The sequence below is a fragment of the Acidovorax sp. SRB_24 genome (assembly GCF_012931925.1).
Map to the genome: position 1 here is coordinate 18,208 of NZ_MWOM01000041.1, position 18,489 is coordinate 36,696.

The following is an 18,489-nucleotide window of genomic DNA, read 5'->3' on the forward strand; positions in this document are numbered from 1 at the left end:
CGACGATCCCTCTACAAACACAAGAGAGGTATCGCGCAATGGCACAAGCACCGCTGTCTGCGGGCCCCAGTCCGCAACGCACCCGGCAGGCCTGGTCGGTCCTGGTCGTCAGCACACTGGCGTTCACGGTCTGCTTCATGGTCTGGATGATGTTCGGCGTGATCGGCATTCCGATCAAGAAAATGCTGAACCTCAGCTCGACCCAGTTCGGCCTGCTCACGGCCATGCCGGTGTTGACCGGTTCGCTGATCCGCGTGCCGCTGGGCATCTGGACCGACAAGTACGGCGGGCGCATCGTCATGGCGGTGCTCATGGCCGTCACCGTGCCGGCCATCTGGATGATGGGCTATGCCACCGAGTACTGGCACTTCCTCACCATTGGTCTTTTCGTCGGCCTGGCCGGCGGCTCGTTCTCGGTGGGCACGCCCTATGTGGCGCGCTGGTTCCCCAAGAACCGCCAGGGCACGGCCATGGGCGTGTACGGCGCCGGCAACTCGGGCGCCGCGGTGAACAAGTTCGTCGCCCCGGTGCTGCTGGTGGCCTTTGGCTGGACCATGGTGCCGCATGTCTATGCGGCCATCATGCTGGGCACGCTGGTGCTGTTCTGGCTGTTCAGCTACAGCGACCCGGCGCACCTGGTGCCGAGCAACGTCAAGTTCACCGACCAGCTCAAGGCGCTCAAGGATCCCAAGGTGCTCAAGTACTGCCAGTACTACAGCATCGTGTTCGGCGGCTACGTGGCGCTGTCGCTGTGGATGGTGCAGTACTACGTCGGGGAGTACGGCCTCGATATCCGCGTGGCGGCGCTGCTGGCGGCCTGCTTCTCGCTGCCCGGCGGCGTGCTGCGCGCCATTGGCGGCTGGCTGTCGGACAAGTATGGCGCGCACAGCGTCACCTGGTGGGTGATGTGGGTCAGCTGGATCTGCCTGTTCCTGCTGAGCTATCCACAGACCGACTTCAGCATCCTGACCGTGGACGGCGCCAAGACCTTTCACCTGGGCCTGAACGTGTACACGTTCACCGCGCTGATGTTCATCCTGGGCATTGCCTTCGCCTTCGGCAAGGCGAGCGTCTTCAAGTACATCAGCGACGACTACCCGGCCAACATCGGCGCCATCAGCGGCATCGTCGGCCTGGCCGGCGGCCTGGGCGGCTTTGTGCTGCCGATCGCCTTCGGCGCCCTGATGGACCTGACCGGCATCCGCTCCAGCGCCTTCATGCTGATGTACGGCGTGGTCTGGGTCTCGCTGATCTGGATGTATTTCACCGAAGTCCGTCGCACCGATGTGATGGGCCCGGCCAACGCCCTGGCGGCGCGTGCAGTCCGCTGACCTTCTGAAAGCCACACACCATGTCTGCCTCTACCCCTGCCGCGCGTGCACGCACCGGGCGCACCCTGCACATCTGGACGCCGGAAGACAAGGCGTTCTGGGAGCGCGAAGGCGAAGCCGTCGCCAAGATCAACCTCTGGATTTCGGTGCCGGCGCTGTTCCTGGCCTTTGCCATCTGGCAGGTCTGGAGCGTGGTCGCCGTGAGCCTGCCTGGCCTCGGCTTCAAATATTCGAGCAACCAGCTGTTCTGGCTGGCGGCGGCGCCTGCGCTCAGCGGCGCCACGCTGCGCATCTTTTACTCGTTCATGGTGCCGGTGTTCGGCGGCCGGCGCTGGACGGCGATCTCCACTGCCTCCCTCTTGATTCCCGCAGTCGGCATCGGCTACGCCGTACAGGACAACACCACCGGCTACCCGACCATGCTGGCGCTGGCGCTGCTGTGCGGCCTGGGCGGGGGCAATTTCAGCTCCAGCATGGCCAACATCAGCTTTTTCTTCCCCAAGGAACGCAAGGGCTCGGCGCTGGGCGTGAACGCGGGCCTGGGCAACCTCGGGGTGTCGGTGGTGCAGTTCCTGAGCCCGCTGGTGGTCACGGCCGGCATCTTCGGCATCTTTGGCGGCGAAGGGCAGACCATCGCGAAGAACGGCGCCAGCGTGCAGGTCTGGACGCAGAACGCCGCCTTCATCTGGGTGCCATGGATCGCCCTCACCGCCCTCGCCGCGTGGTTTGGCATGCACGACATTGCCGATGCCAAGGCCTCCTTTGCCAGCCAGGCCGCGATCTTCCGGCGCAAGCACAACTGGCTGATGTGCCTGTTGTACCTGGGCACCTTCGGTTCGTTCATCGGCTATGCCGCGGGCTTTCCGCTGCTCATCAAGAGCCAGTTCCCGGACGTCAATCCGCTGGCCTATGCGTGGCTGGGCCCCCTGGTCGGTGCCGTGGTGCGGCCCTTCGGCGGCTGGCTGGCCGACAAGGTGGGCGGCGCGCGCGTGACGCTGTGGAACTTCGCGGTCATGGCAATTGCCGTGGTGGGCGTGATCCAGTTCCTGCCGCACGGCGGCGTGGGTGGCAACTTTGCCGGCTTCTTCGTCTGCTTCCTGGTGCTGTTCCTGACCACGGGCATCGGCAACGGTTCGACCTTCAGCATGATTCCCGCCATCTTCCTGGCAGAGGCCATGCGCGGCGTCGATGCCAACGACACCACCGCCGTGGCGCAAGCCCAGAAAGAAGGCAACACGCTGGGCGCGGCCACGCTGGGCTTCACGGCGGCCATTGCGGCCTATGGCGGCTTCTTCATCCCCAAGAGCTACGGCAGCTCGATTGCGCTGACCGGCGGGCCCGAGTTTGCGCTGTGGACGTTCGCCGTTTTTTATGTCCTGTGCATCGTGGTGACCTGGTGGTACTACGCGCGCAAGCACGCCGAGATGCCGTGCTGAACCCTTGCCTGCAGAAACGAAAAGGAGCCTCCCGATGAGCCATTTCCTCGACCGCCTCAACCACTTTTCCCAGCCCCGGGAATCGTTTTCGGGAGGGCACGGCGTCACCACCGCCGAAGACCGCACCTGGGAAGACGCCTACCGCAACCGCTGGGCGCACGACAAGGTCGTTCGCAGCACGCACGGCGTCAACTGCACCGGCTCGTGCTCATGGAAGATCTACGTCAAGGGTGGCATCGTGACCTGGGAGACCCAGCAGACCGACTACCCGCGCACGCGCTGGGACATGCCCAACCACGAGCCGCGTGGCTGCTCGCGCGGCGCCAGCTACAGCTGGTATCTCTACAGCGCCAACCGCGTCAAGTACCCGATGGTGCGCGCCCGTCTGCTCAAGCACTGGCGCGAGGCACGCTTGACCCTTTCCCCAGTCGAGGCCTGGGCCGCCGTGGTGCAGGACGACGCCAAGCGCCGTGATTACCAGAGCGTGCGCGGCCTCGGAGGCTTTGTACGCTCGACCTGGGACGAGGTCAACGAGATCATTGCCGCGTCCAACGTCTACACCATCGCGCAGCACGGCGCCGACCGCATCATCGGTTTCTCGCCGATCCCGGCGATGTCGATGGTCAGCTATGCGGCCGGGTCGCGCTACCTGTCGTTGATCGGTGGCGTGTGCATGAGCTTTTACGACTGGTACTGCGACCTGCCGCCGTCCAGCCCGCAGGTCTGGGGCGAGCAGACCGACGTGCCCGAGTCGGCCGACTGGTACAACTCGAGCTTCATCATCGCCTGGGGCTCGAACGTGCCGCAGACGCGCACGCCGGACGCGCACTTCTTCACCGAGGTGCGCTACAAGGGCACCAAGACCGTCGCCATCACGCCCGACTACTCCGAGGTCGCCAAGCTGTCCGACCTGTGGCTGCACCCGAAGCAGGGCACCGACGCCGCGGTCGCGATGGCGATGGGCCATGTGATCCTCAAGGATTTCTACTTTGGCGGCAACGGCAAGCCGCGCTCGGCCTACTTCGACGACTACGCGCGCCGCTACACCGATTTGCCGATGCTGGTCATGCTCAAGGCGCACACGCTGGCCAGCGGCGAATCCGTGATGGTGCCCGACCGCTATGTGCGCGCCTCCGACTTTGCCGACCGGCTCGGACAGGACAACAACCCCGACTGGAAGACCGTGGCCTTTGACGCGGACGGCCAGGTCGTCACGCCGCAGGGCGCGATCGGTTTCCGCTGGGGGCCGGACGGCCGGGCCGATGCCGGGCAGTGGAACCTGGAGGCCAAGGAAGCACGCGAGGGCAAGGATGTGGCGCTCAGGCTGTCCACGCTCGAAGGCGACGCGGCGGACCACGACAGCGCCCGTGTGGGTTTCCCGTATTTCGGCGGAGTCCACCACGAGCATTTCCCGAACAACGAGCAAAGCGATGTGCTGGTGCGCACCGTGCCGGTGCAGCGCATCGCCCTCGGCACGGACGGTGAAGCCCGGGAGGTGCTGGTGGCCACCGTGTTCGACCTGCAGGTGGCGCAGTACGGCATTGCACGCGGCCTGCCGGGCGAGCTGGCGGCAGCCGACTTTGACGACAACACCCCTTACACGCCGGCCTGGCAGGAGCAGATCACCGGCGTGCCGCGCGACCAGATCATTGCCGTGGCGCGCCAGTTTGCCGAGAACGCCGACAAGACCGAAGGCCGGTCCATGGTCATCATCGGTGCCGGCATGAACCACTGGTACCACAGTGACATGAACTACCGCAGCGTCATCAACATGCTGATGATGTGCGGCTGCATCGGCAAGAGCGGCGGGGGCTGGTCGCATTACGTGGGTCAGGAGAAGCTGCGCCCGCAGACCGGCTGGACGCCGCTGGCCTTTGCGCTCGACTGGATCCGCCCACCGCGGCAGATGAACAGCACCAGTTTCTTCTACGCGCACACCGACCAGTGGCGCTATGAAAAGCTCGGGGTCGACGAAGTGCTCTCGCCGCTGGCCGACAAGAAGCTCTACGGCGGCAGCATGATCGACTACAACGTGCGCGCCGAACGCATGGGCTGGCTGCCGAGTGCCCCGCAGCTGCAAACCCACCCGATGCAGGTGGTCAGGAACGCGCAGGCCGCTGGACTCGATCCTAAGGATTACGTGGTCCAGTCCCTGAAGGACGGCTCGCTGAAAATGAGCTGTGAAGACCCCGACCACCCGGACAACTGGCCGCGCAACATGTTCGTGTGGCGCTCCAACATCATTGGCTCGTCGGGCAAGGGCCATGAATACTTCCTCAAACACCTGCTGGGCACCACCAATGGCGTGCAGGGCAAGGATCTGGGCGCCCAAGACGCCAAGCCCGAAGAAGTGGTCTGGCACGACCAGGCGCCCGAGGGCAAGCTGGACCTGCTGGTCACGCTCGACTTCCGCATGAGCACGACCTGCCTGTATTCGGACATCGTGCTGCCCACGGCCACCTGGTACGAGAAGAACGACCTCAACACCAGCGACATGCACCCCTTCATCCACCCGCTGTCCACCGCCGTGGACCCGGTGTGGCAGTCCAAGAGCGACTGGGAGATCTACAAGGGGTTTGCGAAGAAGTTCAGCGAGCTGTGCGACGGCCACCTGGGCGTCGAAAAGGAAATGGTGCTGACGCCGGTCATGCACGATACCCCGGGCGAGCTGGCCCAGCCTTTCGAGGTCAAGGACTGGAAGCGCGGCGAATGCGAGCTGATTCCCGGGAAGACGGCGCCGCAGATGCAGGTGGTCGAGCGCGACTACCCGAATGTCTACAAGCGCTTCACGGCCGTGGGTCCGCTGCTCAACAAGATCGGCAACGGCGGCAAGGGCATTGCGTGGAACACCGAGACCGAAGTCACGCAGCTGGGGCAGCTCAGCGGAGTGGTGACCGAGCCGGGCGTGACGCAGGGCATGCCGCGCATTGACAGCGACATCGACGCCTGCGAAATGGTGCTGCAGCTCGCGCCCGAGACCAACGGCCACGTCGCGGTGAAGGCCTGGGCCGCGCTGGGCAAGCAGACCGGGCGCGAGCACACACACTTGGCGCTGCACCGCGAGGACGAAAAAATCCGCTTCCGCGACATCCAGGCGCAGCCGCGCAAGATCATCAGCTCGCCGACCTGGAGCGGCATCGAGTCCGAAACCGTGTCGTACAACGCCGGCTACACCAACGTAAACGAGTACATCCCTTGGCGCACGCTGACCGGCCGCCAGCAGTTCTACCAGGACCACCCGTGGATGCACGCCTTTGGCGAAGGCTTTGCCAGCTACCGGCCACCCGTGAACCTGAAGGCAACGGCCGGCGTGCATGGTATCCGCGCGAACGGCAATGCGGAAATCCTGCTGAATTTCATCACGCCGCACCAGAAGTGGGGGATCCACTCGACCTACACCGACAACCTCCTGATGCTGACCCTGAGCCGGGGCGGCCCGATCGTCTGGCTCAGCGAAGACGACGCCAAGGCGATCGGCGTAGAGGACAACGACTGGGTCGAGGCCTACAACGTCAACGGCGCGCTCACCGCACGCGCCGTGGTCAGCCAGCGCATCAAGCCCGGCATGGTGATCATGTACCACGCGCAGGAAAAGATCGTCAACACGCCCGGCTCGGAGATCACGGGGCACCGTGGCGGCATCCACAACTCGGTCACGCGCGTCGTCCTGAAACCCACGCACATGATCGGCGGCTACGCGCAACTGTCGTACGGCTTCAACTACTACGGAACCATCGGCACCAACCGCGACGAATTCGTCGTCGTGCGCAAGATGCACAAGGTGGATTGGCTGGACACGCCACGCCAGGACGAACGCGCCTTCGCGGTGCAGCAACAGGGAGAGTCGGCATGAGAGTACGCGCGCAAATCGGCATGGTGCTGAACCTGGACAAGTGCATTGGCTGCCACACCTGTTCGGTCACCTGCAAGAACGTCTGGACCAGCCGCCCGGGCATGGAGTACGCCTGGTTCAACAACGTCGAGACCAAGCCCGGCATCGGTTACCCCAAGGAGTGGGAAAACCAGGACAAGTGGAACGGCGGCTGGGTGCGCCGCGCCGACGGGTCCATCGAGCCGCGCCAGGGCGGCAAGTGGAAGATGTTGATGCGCCTGTTCGCCAACCCGAACATGCCGCAGATCGACGACTACTACGAGCCTTTCACGTTTGATTACGACCACCTGCAGTCGGCGCCCGAAATGAAGGCCGCGCCCACGGCGCAGCCGCGCAGCCTGATCACCGGCAAGCGCATGGAGAAGATCGAGTGGGGCCCGAACTGGGAGGAAATCCTCGGCGGTGAGTTCTCCAAGCGCAGCAAGGACGCCAACCTCGACAGCTTCGAGCAGGTGCAAAAAGACATGGTGGGGCAGTTCGAAAACACCTTCATGATGTATTTGCCGCGCCTGTGCGAGCACTGCCTGAACCCAAGCTGCGTGGCCTCGTGCCCGTCGGGCTCGATCTACAAGCGCGAGGAAGACGGCATCGTGCTGATCGACCAGGACAAGTGCCGCGGTTGGCGCATGTGCGTCTCGGGCTGCCCGTACAAGAAGATCTACTACAACTGGAAGAGCGGCAAGGCCGAGAAGTGCACCTTCTGCTACCCGCGCATCGAGGCCGGCCAGCCGACCGTGTGCAGTGAAACCTGCGTCGGTCGCATCCGCTACCTCGGTGTGGTGCTGTACGACGCCGACCGCATCCAGGAAGCCGCCAGCGTCGAAAACGACAAGGACCTGTACCAGGCGCAGCTGGGCATCTTCCTCAACCCGCACGACCCGGCCGTGATCGCGCAAGCGCGCAAGGACGGCATTCCCGAGGCCTGGCTTGAAAGCGCGCGCAAGAGCCCGGTCTACAAGATGGCGGTCGACTGGAAGGTGGCGCTGCCGCTGCACCCCGAGTACCGCACGCTGCCCATGGTCTGGTATGTGCCCCCGCTCTCGCCGATCACTTCGGCGGCCAATGCCGGTCAGATCGGCATCCACGGCGAGCTGCCCGACATTTCCCAGATGCGCATCCCCGTGCAGTACCTGGCCAACATGCTCACGGGCGGCGACACCGCGCCGGTGGTGCGCGCGCTGCAGCGCATGCTGGCGATGCGCTCGTACCAGCGCAGCAAGCATGTCGACCACGAACAGAACCTGGCGGTGCTGGCGCAGGCCGGCCTGACCGTGGCGCAGGTCGAGGACATGTACCACACCATGGCGATTGCCAACTACGAAGACCGCTTCGTGATCCCGACGACCCACCGCGAATACGCCGAAAACGCGTTCGACGTGCGCGGTGGCTGCGGTTTCACCTTTGGCAACGGCTGCTCTGAAGGCAGCAGCGAGGTCAGCCTGTTTGGCGGCAGCAAGAAACGCACCATTCCCATCAAGGTGGAGGTCTGAGCCATGGCCCTGTTCAACCACACCCCCACTGCGACCCGAAGCCTGCGCGTGCTGGCGCGGCTGCTCGGCTACCCCGATGCGGAACTGCGCGCCCACCTGCCCGGGCTGCGCGCTGCGCTGCTGCAGGAGCAGGCGCTGCCTGCGCCGCGCCTGGCGGAGCTCGACGCGCTGATCGATACCCTGGAGCGCAAAGCGGCGTTGGAAGCCGAGGCCGACTATGTCGAGCTGTTCGACCGCGGCCGCGCCACCTCGCTGCACCTGTTCGAGCATGTGCATGGTGACTCGCGCGACCGCGGCCCGGCCATGATCGATCTGGCCAAAACCTACGAGCAGGCCGGCATGTTCCTGGGCGAGGGCGAAATGCCCGACTTCCTGCCGGTGGTGCTGGAGTTCACCTCCACGCAGCCGCCGCGCCAGGCGCGCGAGTTCCTCGCCGAAATGGCACACATCTTCAATGCCCTCTTTGCGGCCCTGCAGCAGCGCGCAAGCCCCTATGCCTGCGTCCTGGGCGCCTTGCTCGAACTGGCGGGCGAGAAAGCTTCGCCGGTCGAGATCGTCGCCGAAGAGCCGATGGACGCTGTCTGGCAGGAGCCGGTGGTGTTTGACGGCTGCTCGTCCAAAGGCCAGGCGCGGCCCGACCAGCCGCAACCCATCCACATCGTGCCCCACGCCGCGCGCCAGGCACGCCCCACCCAAGGAGCACAGCGATGACTTCCCTGCACGGTTTTCTCTTCGGGGTCTACCCCTACATCTGCCTGGCGGTGTTCCTGCTCGGCAGCCTGCTGCGCTTCGACCGCGACCAGTACACCTGGAAAAGCGATTCGTCGCAGCTGCTGCGCACCGGGCTGCTGCGCTGGGGCAGCAATTTGTTCCACGTCGGCATCCTGTTTTTGTTCTTTGGCCATCTGATCGGCCTGCTGGCGCCGCATGCGTTCTATGCGCACTTTCTCGAAGCTTCGGTCAAGCAGAAAATCGCCATCTACTCGGGCGGTCTGTTCGGTGTCCTCTGCTTCATCGGCCTGTCGATGCTGATCTACCGTCGCATGTTCGACGAGCGCATCCGCTACACCAGCCACAAGACCGACCTGGCGATCCTGCTGATCCTGTGGGTGCAGTTGGTCGTGGGCCTGATCACGCTGCCTTTTTCGTGGGCGCATTCCGACGGCAGCGTGATGCTGATCCTGGCCGACTGGGCGCAGCGCATCCTGACGCTGCGCACGGTCGATGCCGAGGTGCTGGCCGGCTTGCCCTGGCCCTACCTGTTTCACATCGTCTTCGGCATGACGATCTTCCTGCTGTTCCCGTTCAGCCGCCTGGTGCACGTGTGGAGCGGTTTTGCGTCGGTGGGCTACCTGTTCCGGCCCTACCAGGTGGTGCGCAGCCGGCGCTTGGACGTGGGCGTCACCACGCGCTCGTCGCACGCGCCGCAGCCGGTGCAGGCGGTCCATCCCGCCCACCGCCCGGTCGCCCAGGCCCCGACGGGCGCCGCCTCGCCCAAAGGAGAGTTCTCATGAACGCCGCTCCCTCTTCCTCTTCCTCTTCCGGTTGCGGCAGCGGATGCGGTTGTGGCAGCGCGGCTGCCCCTGCCGATGCCGCGGCGGCCGGCACCCGGAGCGGGCCCACGGCCACCATCAACGGCGTGGCCCTGCACCTCCCGGGGCAGCGCCCTGCCGAGGACGAACTGCGCGAACGCGCCTATGCCGAACTGCTGCGCCAGCGCGCGGTGGCGCAGAGGCTGTTGCCGGCCCACGCGGGCAGCGTGGCGCCCGAACTGGGCGAGCCGGAGCGCCAAATCCTCGAACAGCTGGTCGACGCGGACGTCCGCAGTCCGCAGCCGCAGGAGGCCGAGTGCCAGCGCTACCACCAGGCGCACGCTGCGCAGTTCACCGTGGGGCAGGCGCTGCATGTGCGGCACATCCTGTTTGCGGTCACGCCCGGCACCAACGTGCAGGCGCTGGCAGTGCATGCGGAAAAAGCCCTGCTGGAACTGACCCACGCAGACAGCCCGCCCGGACGCTTTGCGCAGCTGGCGACCGAACTGTCCAACTGCCCCACCAGCACCCAGGGCGGCGACCTGGGATGGATCGGCCCGGACGACTGCGCGCCCGAACTGGCGCAGGCGCTGTTCCACACACAGCAGCACCAAGCCCGCGTCGGCGTGCTCCCGCGGCTGGTGCACAGCCGGTTTGGCTTCCACATCGTAGAGGTGCTGGAGCGCCGCGAGGGAACCCAGCCCACCTACGCCGAGGTGCGCGAGCGCATAGCGCGCCTGCTGGCGATGCAGTCGCGCGCTCGCGCGCTGCACCAGTACATGGCCCTGCTGGCGGGCGAGGCCACGCTGGAACACATCGCACTGGACGCCGCCGACTCCCCGCTGGTGCAGTAGGCATGGACGCGCCGGCTCACGACAGCGCGAACGACAGCGACAGCAGCGCTGACAGCAGCGACGAACTGCTGGTGCGCCTGCGGCGCTTCAAGTCGGACTATTTCCCGCTGCACCAGCAGCGTTTCCAGGACCTGGTGGCCGACGGACAGCACCCGACCACGCTGTTCATTGGCTGCTCCGACTCGCGCCTGCTGCCTTACCTGCTCACCGGCGCCGGTCCGGGCGAGCTGTTTCTGGTGCGCAATGTGGGGGCTTTTGTGCCGCCCTACGACGGCTCGCACGGCCACCACGGCACGGCGGCGGCCATCGAATTCGCCGTGCTCAGCCTGCAGGTCAGCCGGATCGTGGTCTGCGGTCACAGCCACTGCGGTGCCATCAAGGCGCTGTATGGCGAGGTGCCCTCCGAAGCCCACAACCTGCTGCGCTGGCTCGACCTGGGGCGCGAGGCGGTGCTGCCGGTCCAGCCATGCCCCGAGGCCTTGCGCCGCACCGAGCAGCGCGCCGTGGTGCTGCAACTGGGCCGGCTGATGGAATTTCCCATGGTGCGCAGCCGCGTGCTGGCGGGGCAGATCAGCCTGCACGGCTGGCATTACGTCATTGAGGACGGCGAAGTCCATGTCTTCGATGTCAAGACAGGCAATTTCGTCGCCGCCTCGGTGGCCACGAACAGCGGCACCGGCCCGTATGCCCCGTATGTCGAGCACGATGGGCAGGTGATTTGCGATTGAGCCAGCGCGCCATGCCCGGGTTCCATGCCTGAAATTCCTGGGGCCACCGGGAACTATGACTTTGATAGCTATCTGCATACGGCTGGCAGGCGCTAGAGCCTTGTTTCGATGCCAAAGGCCGGATTCCCACCCAGTGGATCCGCGAAGGGGCGCCGCCCCCGGTGCGGGGCGTGGACGGCGCCTCCGCCCGAGCCCGTGCCGCTGGGGACCGCAGGACAGATGCACCAAGATTGCGCTGCGTCAGGAATGCGTTTTAACCACCACGCCGGGGCGGGACTTGCGCGGGTCTGTCGCCAAAAAGGTCTATTCTTGCCGTCTGCGCAGCGCCCACCTTGTCCTGTTTCCGGGACCCGGTGCGCTGCGCAACCCCTTCCACGGCTGCGCGTGCCCGGTGCTGCGCCGCCTTTTCCCAAGGCAGACCCCATGAAACGCGAAGACCTCGGCCGCGCGCACGACGTGACCGCCACCCAGCCCATCAGCCTCGATGTGCTGAAAGAAAAATACCTCAAGGCCGGCGAAACCAGCGCCGAAGACCTGTACCGCCGCGTGGCACGCGCGCTGGCCTCGGTCGAGGCCGAGGGCGAGCGGGAAAAATACGAAGCGCTGTTCCTGGCCAACCTGCACGCCGGCGCCATCGGCGCGGGCCGCATCATGAGCGCCGCCGGCACCGACATCCAGGCCACGCTCATCAACTGCTTCGTGCAGCCCGTGGGCGACTGCATCCAGGGGGTGGACGAGGGCGGCTACCCCGGCATCTACGAAGCGCTGCGCGAAGCGGCCGAAACCATGCGGCGCGGCGGCGGCGTGGGCTACGACTTCTCGCGCATCCGCCCGCGCGGCGCGCAGGTCAAGGGCACGCATTCGATGGCCTCGGGCCCGTGCAGCTACATCAACGTGTTCGACCAGTCGTGCTCCACGGTCGAGAGCGCCGGCGCGCGCCGCGGCGCGCAGATGGGCGTGCTGCGCATCGACCACCCCGACGTGATGGACTTCATCACCGCCAAGCGCACGCCGGGGCGCTGGAACAATTTCAATGTCTCGGTGGGCGTCTCCGATGCCTTCATCGAGGCGGTGCAGAATGACCAGCCGTGGGAGCTCGTGCACCAGGCGCGGCCGGGCGCCACGCTGATGGCGCAGGGCGCCTACCAGCGGGCCGACGGCCAGTGGGTCTACCAGACGCTGCCGGCGCAGGAGCTGTGGGACACCATCATGAAGTCGGCCTACGACTTCGCCGAGCCCGGCATCCTGTTCCTCGACCACATCAACACCGACAACAACCTGCACTACTGCGAGTCCATCGAGGCCACCAACCCGTGCGGCGAGCAGCCGCTGCCCTCGTACGGCTGCTGCGACCTCGGCCCCGTCATCCTGACGCGCTTTGTGCGCCACCCGTTCGGCCTGTCGGGCGAAGCGGCGTTCGACTTCGACGCGTTTGAAAAATCGGTGGCGCTGCAGGTGCGCGCCCTCGACAACGTGCTCGACCTGACCTTCTGGCCCCTGCCCCAGCAGCGCGAAGAGGCGCACGCCAAGCGCCGCATCGGCGTGGGCTTCACCGGCATGGGCAACACCCTGGCCATGTTGTGCCTGCGCTACGACGCGCCCGAGGGCCGCGCCATGGCGGCGCGCATCGCCGAGCGCATGCGCGACGCCGCCTATGCCGCGTCCGTGGCGCTGGCGCGCGAGAAGGGCGCCTTCCCGAAATTCGACGCCGAGGGCTACCTGGCCACCGGCACGTTTGCCAGCCGCCTGCCAGCAGCGCTGCAAAAGGACATCCGCAAGCACGGCATCCGCAACAGCCACCTGCTGTCGATCGCGCCCACCGGCACCGTGAGCCTGGCCTTTGCCGACAACGCCTCGAACGGCATCGAGCCGCCGTTCTCGTGGATGTACAAGCGCAGGAAGCGCGAGGGCGACGGCAGCACTTCCGAGTACGCGGTCGAAGACCATTCCTGGCGCCTGTACCGCGAGCTCGGCGGCGACGTGGCGCGTCTGCCCGCGTACTTCGTCTCGGCGCTCGAGATGTCGGCCGACGGCCACATCGCGATGATGCAGGCGGTGCAGCCCTTCGTGGACACGGCCATCTCCAAGACCGTGAACATCCCGGCCGACTACCCGTACGACGACTTCAAGGGCCTGTACCTGCAGGCCTGGCGCGCGCGCCTCAAGGGGCTGGCCACCTACCGCCCCAACAGCATCCTGGGTGCGGTGCTCGAAACCCACGCCCCCGCCGAGGCTGCGCCGCAGGCGCCGGCCGCGGCCCCGGTGGACCCGATGCGCACCGTGATCGAGAGCCGCCCCAAGGGCGCGCTGTCGGCCGTGGCCGAGAAAGTGGAGTACTGGACGCAGGAAGGCCAGAAGCGCCTGTACCTCGTGGTGTCCTTCCTGCCCGTGCCCAATGCCGACGGCACCGGCACGGTCGACCGCGCGATCGAGTTCTTCATGCCCGTGGGCCAGAGCGGCGAGTCGCAGCAATGGGTGACGTCGAGCATGCGCCTGCTGTCGCTGGCGGCGCGCGGCGGCTTCCTCGAGCGTGCGCTCAGCGACATGCGCAAGGTCGCCTGGGACCGCGGCCCCGTGCGCCTGGGCACGCACCAGAAGGCCGATGGCACGCATGTGCCCATGTGGCACGACTCCGAAGTGGCCGCCATCGCCTACGCAGTGCAGAACATCCTGGCGCGGCGCGTCCGCAAGAACCTGGGCGTCGATGTGCCGGCGCTGGCCGAGGCGCCTGCGGTGGCCGTGGCCGCCATGCCGCCCATCATGGCCGGCCAGAAATGCAGCGAGTGCGGCGCGCACGCGGTCATCCGCAAGGACGGTTGCGACTACTGCACCCAGTGCGGCCACCTCGGCACCTGCGGATGAGCCTGCGCCCCGCCACCGCGCGGCCTGGGGCACCGGGCAAGCCTGCACCCGATGGGCTGGCGCCGCCCGACCCCCGCTGGCGGCCGGTCTACCTGATGCGGGCTCCGCACCGGCTGGGGTTTTTCCTGGCGATGGTGCTGCTGGGGGCTTCGGGGGTGTGGTGGGCGCTGGTGCAGGTGGACCGGGCGAGCGGACTGCTGGGGCTGCCCTATGCGCTGTCGCCGTCGCTCGTGCATGCCGCCGTGATGGTGCTGGGCTTCATTCCGCTGTTCTTTTCGGGTTTTTTGTTCACCGCCGGCCCCAAGTGGCTGGGGGTTGCGCCCTGGGGGACGCGCACGCTGCTGCCGCCCCTGCTGCTGCAGGCCCTGGGCTGGCTGCTGTGGCTGGGGGGCGCCCATATGGCGGCGCGCTGGGCCATCGCGGGTGCGGCGCTGGCGGCGCTCGGCCTGGCGTGGATGACGGCACTGTTTTGGTGGCTGGTGCTGCGCAGCCGCGCCGACGACCAGGTGCATGCGCGCGCCATCGCCGTGGCCTGCGCCGTCGGCAGCCTGAGCGCCATGGGCGCCGTGCTCGGCCTGGCGCTGGATGCGCCGGCCGTGGCGCGCGCCTGCGTGCTCACGGCGTTGTGGGGCTTCGTCGTGGTGGTGTACGTCACGGTGGCGCACCGCATGATCCCGTTTTTCACGTCGAGCGCCCTGCCGTTCATCGCCGTGTGGCGCCCGTTCTGGGTGCTGTGGCTGATGTTGGCCGCCGCCGCCCTCGAGGCCGCTGCCGTGTGGGTCGAGCTCGACGGGCCGCTGCAGGGGCCGGTGGCGCCGCTGTGGCTGCTGGTGCGCGGCGTGCTGGAACTGGCCGTGGGCGCCGTGCTGCTGTGGCTGGCCGGCGTGTGGGGCGTGGTGCAAAGCCTCAAGAACCGGCTGCTGGCCATGCTGCACCTGGGCTTTCTGTGGTTGGGGCTGGCGCTGGTGCTCGCTGGCGTATCCCAGTTGCTGGGCCTGGCGCAGGGCGCGCCCGTGCTCGGCCTGGGGGCCCTGCATGCGCTCACCATGGGGTGCCTGGCCTCGCTGATGCTGGCCATGGTCACGCGCGTGTCGTGCGGGCACAGCGGCCGTGCCCTGGTGGCCGACCGGACGGTCTGGTCGCTTTTTTGGGCCTTGCAGGCGGCCACCGTGCTGCGCATCGCGGCGGCGCTGCCCGGTGCCGCGTCGGCGTGGCTGCTGCTGGCGGCCGCGCTGCTGTGGGCCGCCGTGGTGGCGGTATGGGGGGTGCGGCTGGGAGACTGGTATGGACGCTTGCGCGCCGATGGTCGCCCCGGTTGAAGGCGGCACGCCCGCGGCCGCGCCCGGCGAGCTGGCCGCGGTGGCTGCCACGCTGATCCAGGCGCGCCAGACCATCCTGCCCAAGCGCCTGGCCGAGCCCGCGCCCCCGGCTGCCGAGTTCGCGCAGATCGTGGCCGCCGCCGGCCAGGCGCCCGACCACGGGCAGATCCTGCCCTGGCGCCTGGTGCGGGTGCCGCAGGCGCAGCGCGGGCCGCTGGCCGAGGTGTTCGCCGCCGCCCTGCTCGGGCGCGACGCCCGCGCCACGCCCGAGCAGGTGGCGCAGGCGCGCGACAAGGCCTATCGCTCGCCCGAGCTTTTGCTCGTGGTGGTGGACGGCGAGCGCGGCGACCCGCAGATCGACCTGCACGAGCGCATCGTGTCGGCCGGCTGCGCGGTGCAGAACATGCTGCTCATGGCCACGGCGCTGGGCTACGGCTCGGCGCTGACCAGCGGCAAGGCGCTCAAGTCCGCGGGCTTGCGCACACTGTTTGGCCTGGGCGCGGGCGAGCACGCGCTGTGCTTCCTGAGCCTGGGCACGGTGCAGTCGCGCAAGCGCGCGCGCCTGCGTCCCGTGCCCACCGATTACCTGCGCACCCTCGGCGGCGAGCCCCCCGACGAGCCGTCGCGCGCAGACCCTTTGCTGTGATGTCGGAGAACACCCATGGAAATTGCGAGTTTTGACGATTTGCTGCAGGCCGCCCGCTCGCAGCCCGAGCCCCAGAGGCTGCTGTTCGTGTTCGCCGGCGCCGAGCTGCCGGGCGATGCCACGCCCGCACAGCGCGCCGATTTCGCGGCCGGGCAGGGCGGCGCGCTGGTGCCGCTGATGTGCGTGGACAAGCGGCCCGAAGACATTGCCTCGTTTGCCGCACTGGTGGACGAATCCGCCCAGTTCGGTCACGACTGGGCCATGGTGTTCGCCGCCGCGCTGTCTGGCACGCTGCACCGCGCGCCCAGCAGCGAGGAGGCCGAGGCGCCGCTGCAGCGCATGGTGGACGCTGTGAAGGAGGGCCGGGTGGACGCGTTCATCCCGTTCAATCGGCAGGGCGAGCCGGTGCGGCTGGGCTGAGCGCCATGGCCGGCAACGCGGCCCTGCCCGGCTTCGGCGCGCCCGCCGTGGGCTTTGACACGCCGTTCGAGATGCTCGAGGCCTGCCACGAGCGCGTGCAGCGCACGCTGGCGCTGCTGCAGAGGCTGGTCGGCTACCTGCACGGCCAGGCCTGCGACGACTCCGCGCGCCAGGCGGCGCACGATGTGCTGCTCTACTTCGACCTCGCCGCGCCTCTGCACCACGAAGACGAAGAGTTGCACGTGTTTCCGCCGCTGCTGGCGCACGGTGACGCCGCCATGGCGGCGCGGGTGCGGCAGCTGCAGCAGGACCATGCGCGCATGGACGCCGACTGGCAGGCCGCGCGCACGGCCTTGCAGGCGCTGGCCGAAGGGAAAAAAACCGCCTTCAGCGCGCAGGACGAGGCCGCGTTCGCGCGCTTCGCCACAGCCTACGCCGCGCACATCCGCAGCGAGGAAGACCTGGTGTACCCGGCGGCGCGCGCCCTGCTCGGCGCCGACGCGCTGCAGCGCATGGCCCAGGACATGCGCCAGCGCCGGGGCGCTGCGCCCTGATTGGCGCTATTATAATGATAGCTTCTGGCGTTTGATGGGTAAGTGTTTGTGGCGGATTTGACTGGTGTTTTGCTTGGTCAGTGCACCACCACCGGGTTCTGCGCCAGGCCCGTGTAGCGGTCCAGCGTGTCTTCCACTTCCTCCTGCGTCGGTGCGTCGCGCTGCCATGCCAGGATGACCTGCTGGAACATTTCTGCCCACGAGCCATCGAGGTAGACCTCCTTGCCCGAGCGCTTGTCCACGATCTCGAAGCCGTGGCGGGCCAGCTGTGGGGCGGGGGCGGGGCTGTCCGCCGACGTGGCATCGAGCGGCTTCACGGCGTCTGTCAGCATGTGGACCACCACAAAAGATTCTGAGTCGTAGAGCATGTGCATGGTGTTCTCCCTGGTCTGTGTGTCTGTCAGATGACAGCGCGGGCGCGGAGTTCAAGTCCTGCGGTGCGGCCCGGGGGCCTGCCCCAGTATTTCACGGATGCCAATCACCTTCGCTGGCGGGGCCTTGGCCCCGGTTCAGGGCGCGGCGTGGCCGCTCAGGCGCAGGTCGGCAAAGTCGCCGTTGGCCTGGGTGAGGCGGATGCGCACGGGCAGGTAGCCCAGGGCGGGCGCGAGCCACAGCTCGGCCTTCTGGTCGTAGTCGCGGCGCGGCAGGCGCTCCAGTTTCAGCGCCGGGGTGGCGCCCACGGGCAGGTCCAGCGTTTCCTCGCCCTCGATGGTGAACGACCAGACGTCGGCCGCGCGCGCGCTTGCCGTGGCCACGCTGATGCGGGTGCCCACCGGGTAGCGTTCGGGCGCCGCGGCCAGCAGGGCGCCGAGCTGGAGGAACACGCTGAGCCGGTCCTGCGTGCCCGGCACCAGAACGGCTTCGGGCGTGTTGGCGCTGAACGTGATCCGGTTGTGGGCGTAATCGAAGTGCGCGGCCTGTTCGCTGCGTGCGCGGTCGCCGAAGCGCCGGGGCTGCAGGCCGCCCGCGGCGATGTCGCCCTCGCTGGTCTGCGTGCGCGCGCCCAGGAACAGCAGCTTGATCTCCTGGCGCGCCTGGTAGTGCTGGCCGTCGTGCTGCCACAGCAGTTCGGCGCGCGCGCTGTAGTGGAGCTTCTTGGCCTGCCCGCTGACCTCGAAATCCAGGCGCACGGGAGGCGGAATGCGCACCGGGCGGGGCGCTGCGCTGTCCCCGGGTGCGCCCGTGCCCGGCACGGCGATGTCGATCGCTGCTGTCGTGCCTGCGGCGGGCGCCGGCGCGGGGGCCTCTGAAGGGGCGTCCGGCGCCTCGGCCGCAAGGAGCGGCTGCGGGCCCGGCCCGTGGTCGGGGGCAGTCTCGGCGGCAGGGTCGGGAGAGGGCGCGCTGGCCTGGTTGTCGGTTTCCGGGTCCGGCGCACGGTTTGCCAGAGGCTCCGGGTCGGTCGCGCCGGGGGGCGGGCCCAAGAGG

The 18,489-nt window shown here is 67.7% G+C and carries 15 protein-coding genes; 13 read left to right on the plus strand and 2 right to left on the minus strand.

Annotated elements, in window-relative coordinates; all coding sequences use genetic code 11:
• Positions 1 to 38: 38 nt before the first annotated feature.
• The 13 genes from B2J89_RS14115 (at position 39) to B2J89_RS14175 (ending at position 17,064) form a co-directional block, all read left to right on the plus strand.
• Positions 39 to 1,331: a nitrate/nitrite transporter gene (locus tag B2J89_RS14115; RefSeq protein ID WP_169169699.1), complete on the plus strand. Its 1,293-nt coding sequence runs from the start codon at positions 39 to 41 to the stop codon at positions 1,329 to 1,331.
• A 20-nt stretch (positions 1,332 to 1,351) separates the two neighbouring features.
• The gene (locus B2J89_RS14120; RefSeq protein WP_169169700.1) at positions 1,352 to 2,767 is read left to right on the plus strand and encodes an MFS transporter; all 1,416 of its coding nucleotides are present in this window, start codon (positions 1,352 to 1,354) and stop codon (positions 2,765 to 2,767) included.
• A gap of 34 nt (positions 2,768 to 2,801) precedes the next feature.
• On the plus strand, positions 2,802 to 6,620 hold the full coding sequence (locus tag B2J89_RS14125) for a nitrate reductase subunit alpha (RefSeq protein ID WP_169169701.1): 3,819 nt from the start codon (positions 2,802 to 2,804) through the stop codon (positions 6,618 to 6,620).
• Positions 6,617 to 8,149, plus strand: a complete 1,533-nt coding sequence (gene narH, locus B2J89_RS14130; protein ID WP_169169702.1) for a nitrate reductase subunit beta — start codon at positions 6,617 to 6,619, stop codon at positions 8,147 to 8,149. Before B2J89_RS14125 ends, narH begins: the two co-directional genes overlap by 4 nt.
• 3 nt (positions 8,150 to 8,152) lie before the next feature.
• Positions 8,153 to 8,860: a nitrate reductase molybdenum cofactor assembly chaperone gene (narJ, locus tag B2J89_RS14135; protein WP_205763837.1), complete on the plus strand. Its 708-nt coding sequence runs from the start codon at positions 8,153 to 8,155 to the stop codon at positions 8,858 to 8,860.
• Positions 8,857 to 9,663, plus strand: a complete 807-nt coding sequence (gene narI / locus B2J89_RS14140) for a respiratory nitrate reductase subunit gamma (protein WP_206042735.1) — start codon at positions 8,857 to 8,859, stop codon at positions 9,661 to 9,663. The genes narJ and narI overlap by 4 nt, the downstream gene beginning before the upstream one ends.
• Positions 9,660 to 10,535: a peptidylprolyl isomerase gene (locus B2J89_RS14145; protein WP_169169703.1), complete on the plus strand. Its 876-nt coding sequence runs from the start codon at positions 9,660 to 9,662 to the stop codon at positions 10,533 to 10,535. Before narI ends, B2J89_RS14145 begins: the two co-directional genes overlap by 4 nt.
• Before the next feature lie 2 nt (positions 10,536 to 10,537).
• Positions 10,538 to 11,263 carry a carbonic anhydrase gene (locus tag B2J89_RS14150; protein WP_169169704.1) on the plus strand — a complete coding sequence of 242 codons (726 nt, stop codon included), beginning with the start codon at positions 10,538 to 10,540 and terminating at the stop codon, positions 11,261 to 11,263.
• Positions 11,264 to 11,686: 423 nt separating this feature from the next.
• Positions 11,687 to 14,125, plus strand: a complete 2,439-nt coding sequence (locus B2J89_RS14155; RefSeq protein ID WP_169169705.1) for an adenosylcobalamin-dependent ribonucleoside-diphosphate reductase — start codon at positions 11,687 to 11,689, stop codon at positions 14,123 to 14,125.
• A complete protein-coding gene (locus tag B2J89_RS14160; RefSeq protein WP_240965029.1) occupies positions 14,122 to 15,444 on the plus strand; it encodes an NnrS family protein in 1,323 nt (440 codons plus the stop codon). The genes B2J89_RS14155 and B2J89_RS14160 overlap by 4 nt, the downstream gene beginning before the upstream one ends.
• Positions 15,410 to 16,090 carry a nitroreductase gene (locus B2J89_RS14165; protein ID WP_371809074.1) on the plus strand — a complete coding sequence of 227 codons (681 nt, stop codon included), beginning with the start codon at positions 15,410 to 15,412 and terminating at the stop codon, positions 16,088 to 16,090. Before B2J89_RS14160 ends, B2J89_RS14165 begins: the two co-directional genes overlap by 35 nt.
• Before the next feature lie 15 nt (positions 16,091 to 16,105).
• Entirely contained in the window at positions 16,106 to 16,510 is a 405-nt protein-coding gene (locus tag B2J89_RS14170; RefSeq protein WP_169169706.1) for a ribonucleotide reductase subunit alpha, read from the plus strand.
• 5 nt (positions 16,511 to 16,515) lie between these two features.
• A complete protein-coding gene (locus B2J89_RS14175; RefSeq protein ID WP_169169707.1) occupies positions 16,516 to 17,064 on the plus strand; it encodes a hemerythrin domain-containing protein in 549 nt (182 codons plus the stop codon).
• A 77-nt stretch (positions 17,065 to 17,141) separates the two neighbouring features.
• On the opposite strand, the gene B2J89_RS14180 is transcribed toward B2J89_RS14175, so the two are convergent.
• Both B2J89_RS14180 and B2J89_RS14185 read right to left on the minus strand, forming a co-directional pair.
• Positions 17,142 to 17,438, minus strand: coding sequence for a DUF3567 domain-containing protein (locus B2J89_RS14180; protein ID WP_169169708.1), 297 nt, complete (start codon positions 17,436 to 17,438; stop codon positions 17,142 to 17,144).
• A 135-nt stretch (positions 17,439 to 17,573) separates the two neighbouring features.
• A partial coding sequence (locus B2J89_RS14185) for a DUF3108 domain-containing protein (RefSeq protein ID WP_169169709.1) occupies positions 17,574 to 18,489 on the minus strand: 916 nt, incomplete at its 5' end.

Excerpts from the sequence above, each read along its gene's own strand:
- B2J89_RS14115 (WP_169169699.1), top strand. The coding sequence starts at position 39 with ATGGCACAAGCACCGCTGTCTGCGGGCCCCAGTCCGCAACGCACCCGG.
- B2J89_RS14120 (WP_169169700.1), top strand. The coding sequence starts at position 1,352 with ATGTCTGCCTCTACCCCTGCCGCGCGTGCACGCACCGGGCGCACCCTG.
- B2J89_RS14125 (WP_169169701.1), top strand. The coding sequence starts at position 2,802 with ATGAGCCATTTCCTCGACCGCCTCAACCACTTTTCCCAGCCCCGGGAA.
- narH (WP_169169702.1), top strand. The coding sequence starts at position 6,617 with ATGAGAGTACGCGCGCAAATCGGCATGGTGCTGAACCTGGACAAGTGC.
- narJ (WP_205763837.1), top strand. The coding sequence starts at position 8,153 with ATGGCCCTGTTCAACCACACCCCCACTGCGACCCGAAGCCTGCGCGTG.
- narI (WP_206042735.1), top strand. The coding sequence starts at position 8,857 with ATGACTTCCCTGCACGGTTTTCTCTTCGGGGTCTACCCCTACATCTGC.
- B2J89_RS14145 (WP_169169703.1), top strand. The coding sequence starts at position 9,660 with ATGAACGCCGCTCCCTCTTCCTCTTCCTCTTCCGGTTGCGGCAGCGGA.
- B2J89_RS14150 (WP_169169704.1), top strand. The coding sequence starts at position 10,538 with ATGGACGCGCCGGCTCACGACAGCGCGAACGACAGCGACAGCAGCGCT.
- B2J89_RS14155 (WP_169169705.1), top strand. The coding sequence starts at position 11,687 with ATGAAACGCGAAGACCTCGGCCGCGCGCACGACGTGACCGCCACCCAG.
- B2J89_RS14160 (WP_240965029.1), top strand. The coding sequence starts at position 14,122 with ATGAGCCTGCGCCCCGCCACCGCGCGGCCTGGGGCACCGGGCAAGCCT.
- B2J89_RS14165 (WP_371809074.1), top strand. The coding sequence starts at position 15,410 with ATGGACGCTTGCGCGCCGATGGTCGCCCCGGTTGAAGGCGGCACGCCC.
- B2J89_RS14170 (WP_169169706.1), top strand. The coding sequence starts at position 16,106 with ATGGAAATTGCGAGTTTTGACGATTTGCTGCAGGCCGCCCGCTCGCAG.
- B2J89_RS14175 (WP_169169707.1), top strand. The coding sequence starts at position 16,516 with ATGGCCGGCAACGCGGCCCTGCCCGGCTTCGGCGCGCCCGCCGTGGGC.
- B2J89_RS14180 (WP_169169708.1), bottom strand. The coding sequence starts at position 17,438 with ATGCACATGCTCTACGACTCAGAATCTTTTGTGGTGGTCCACATGCTG.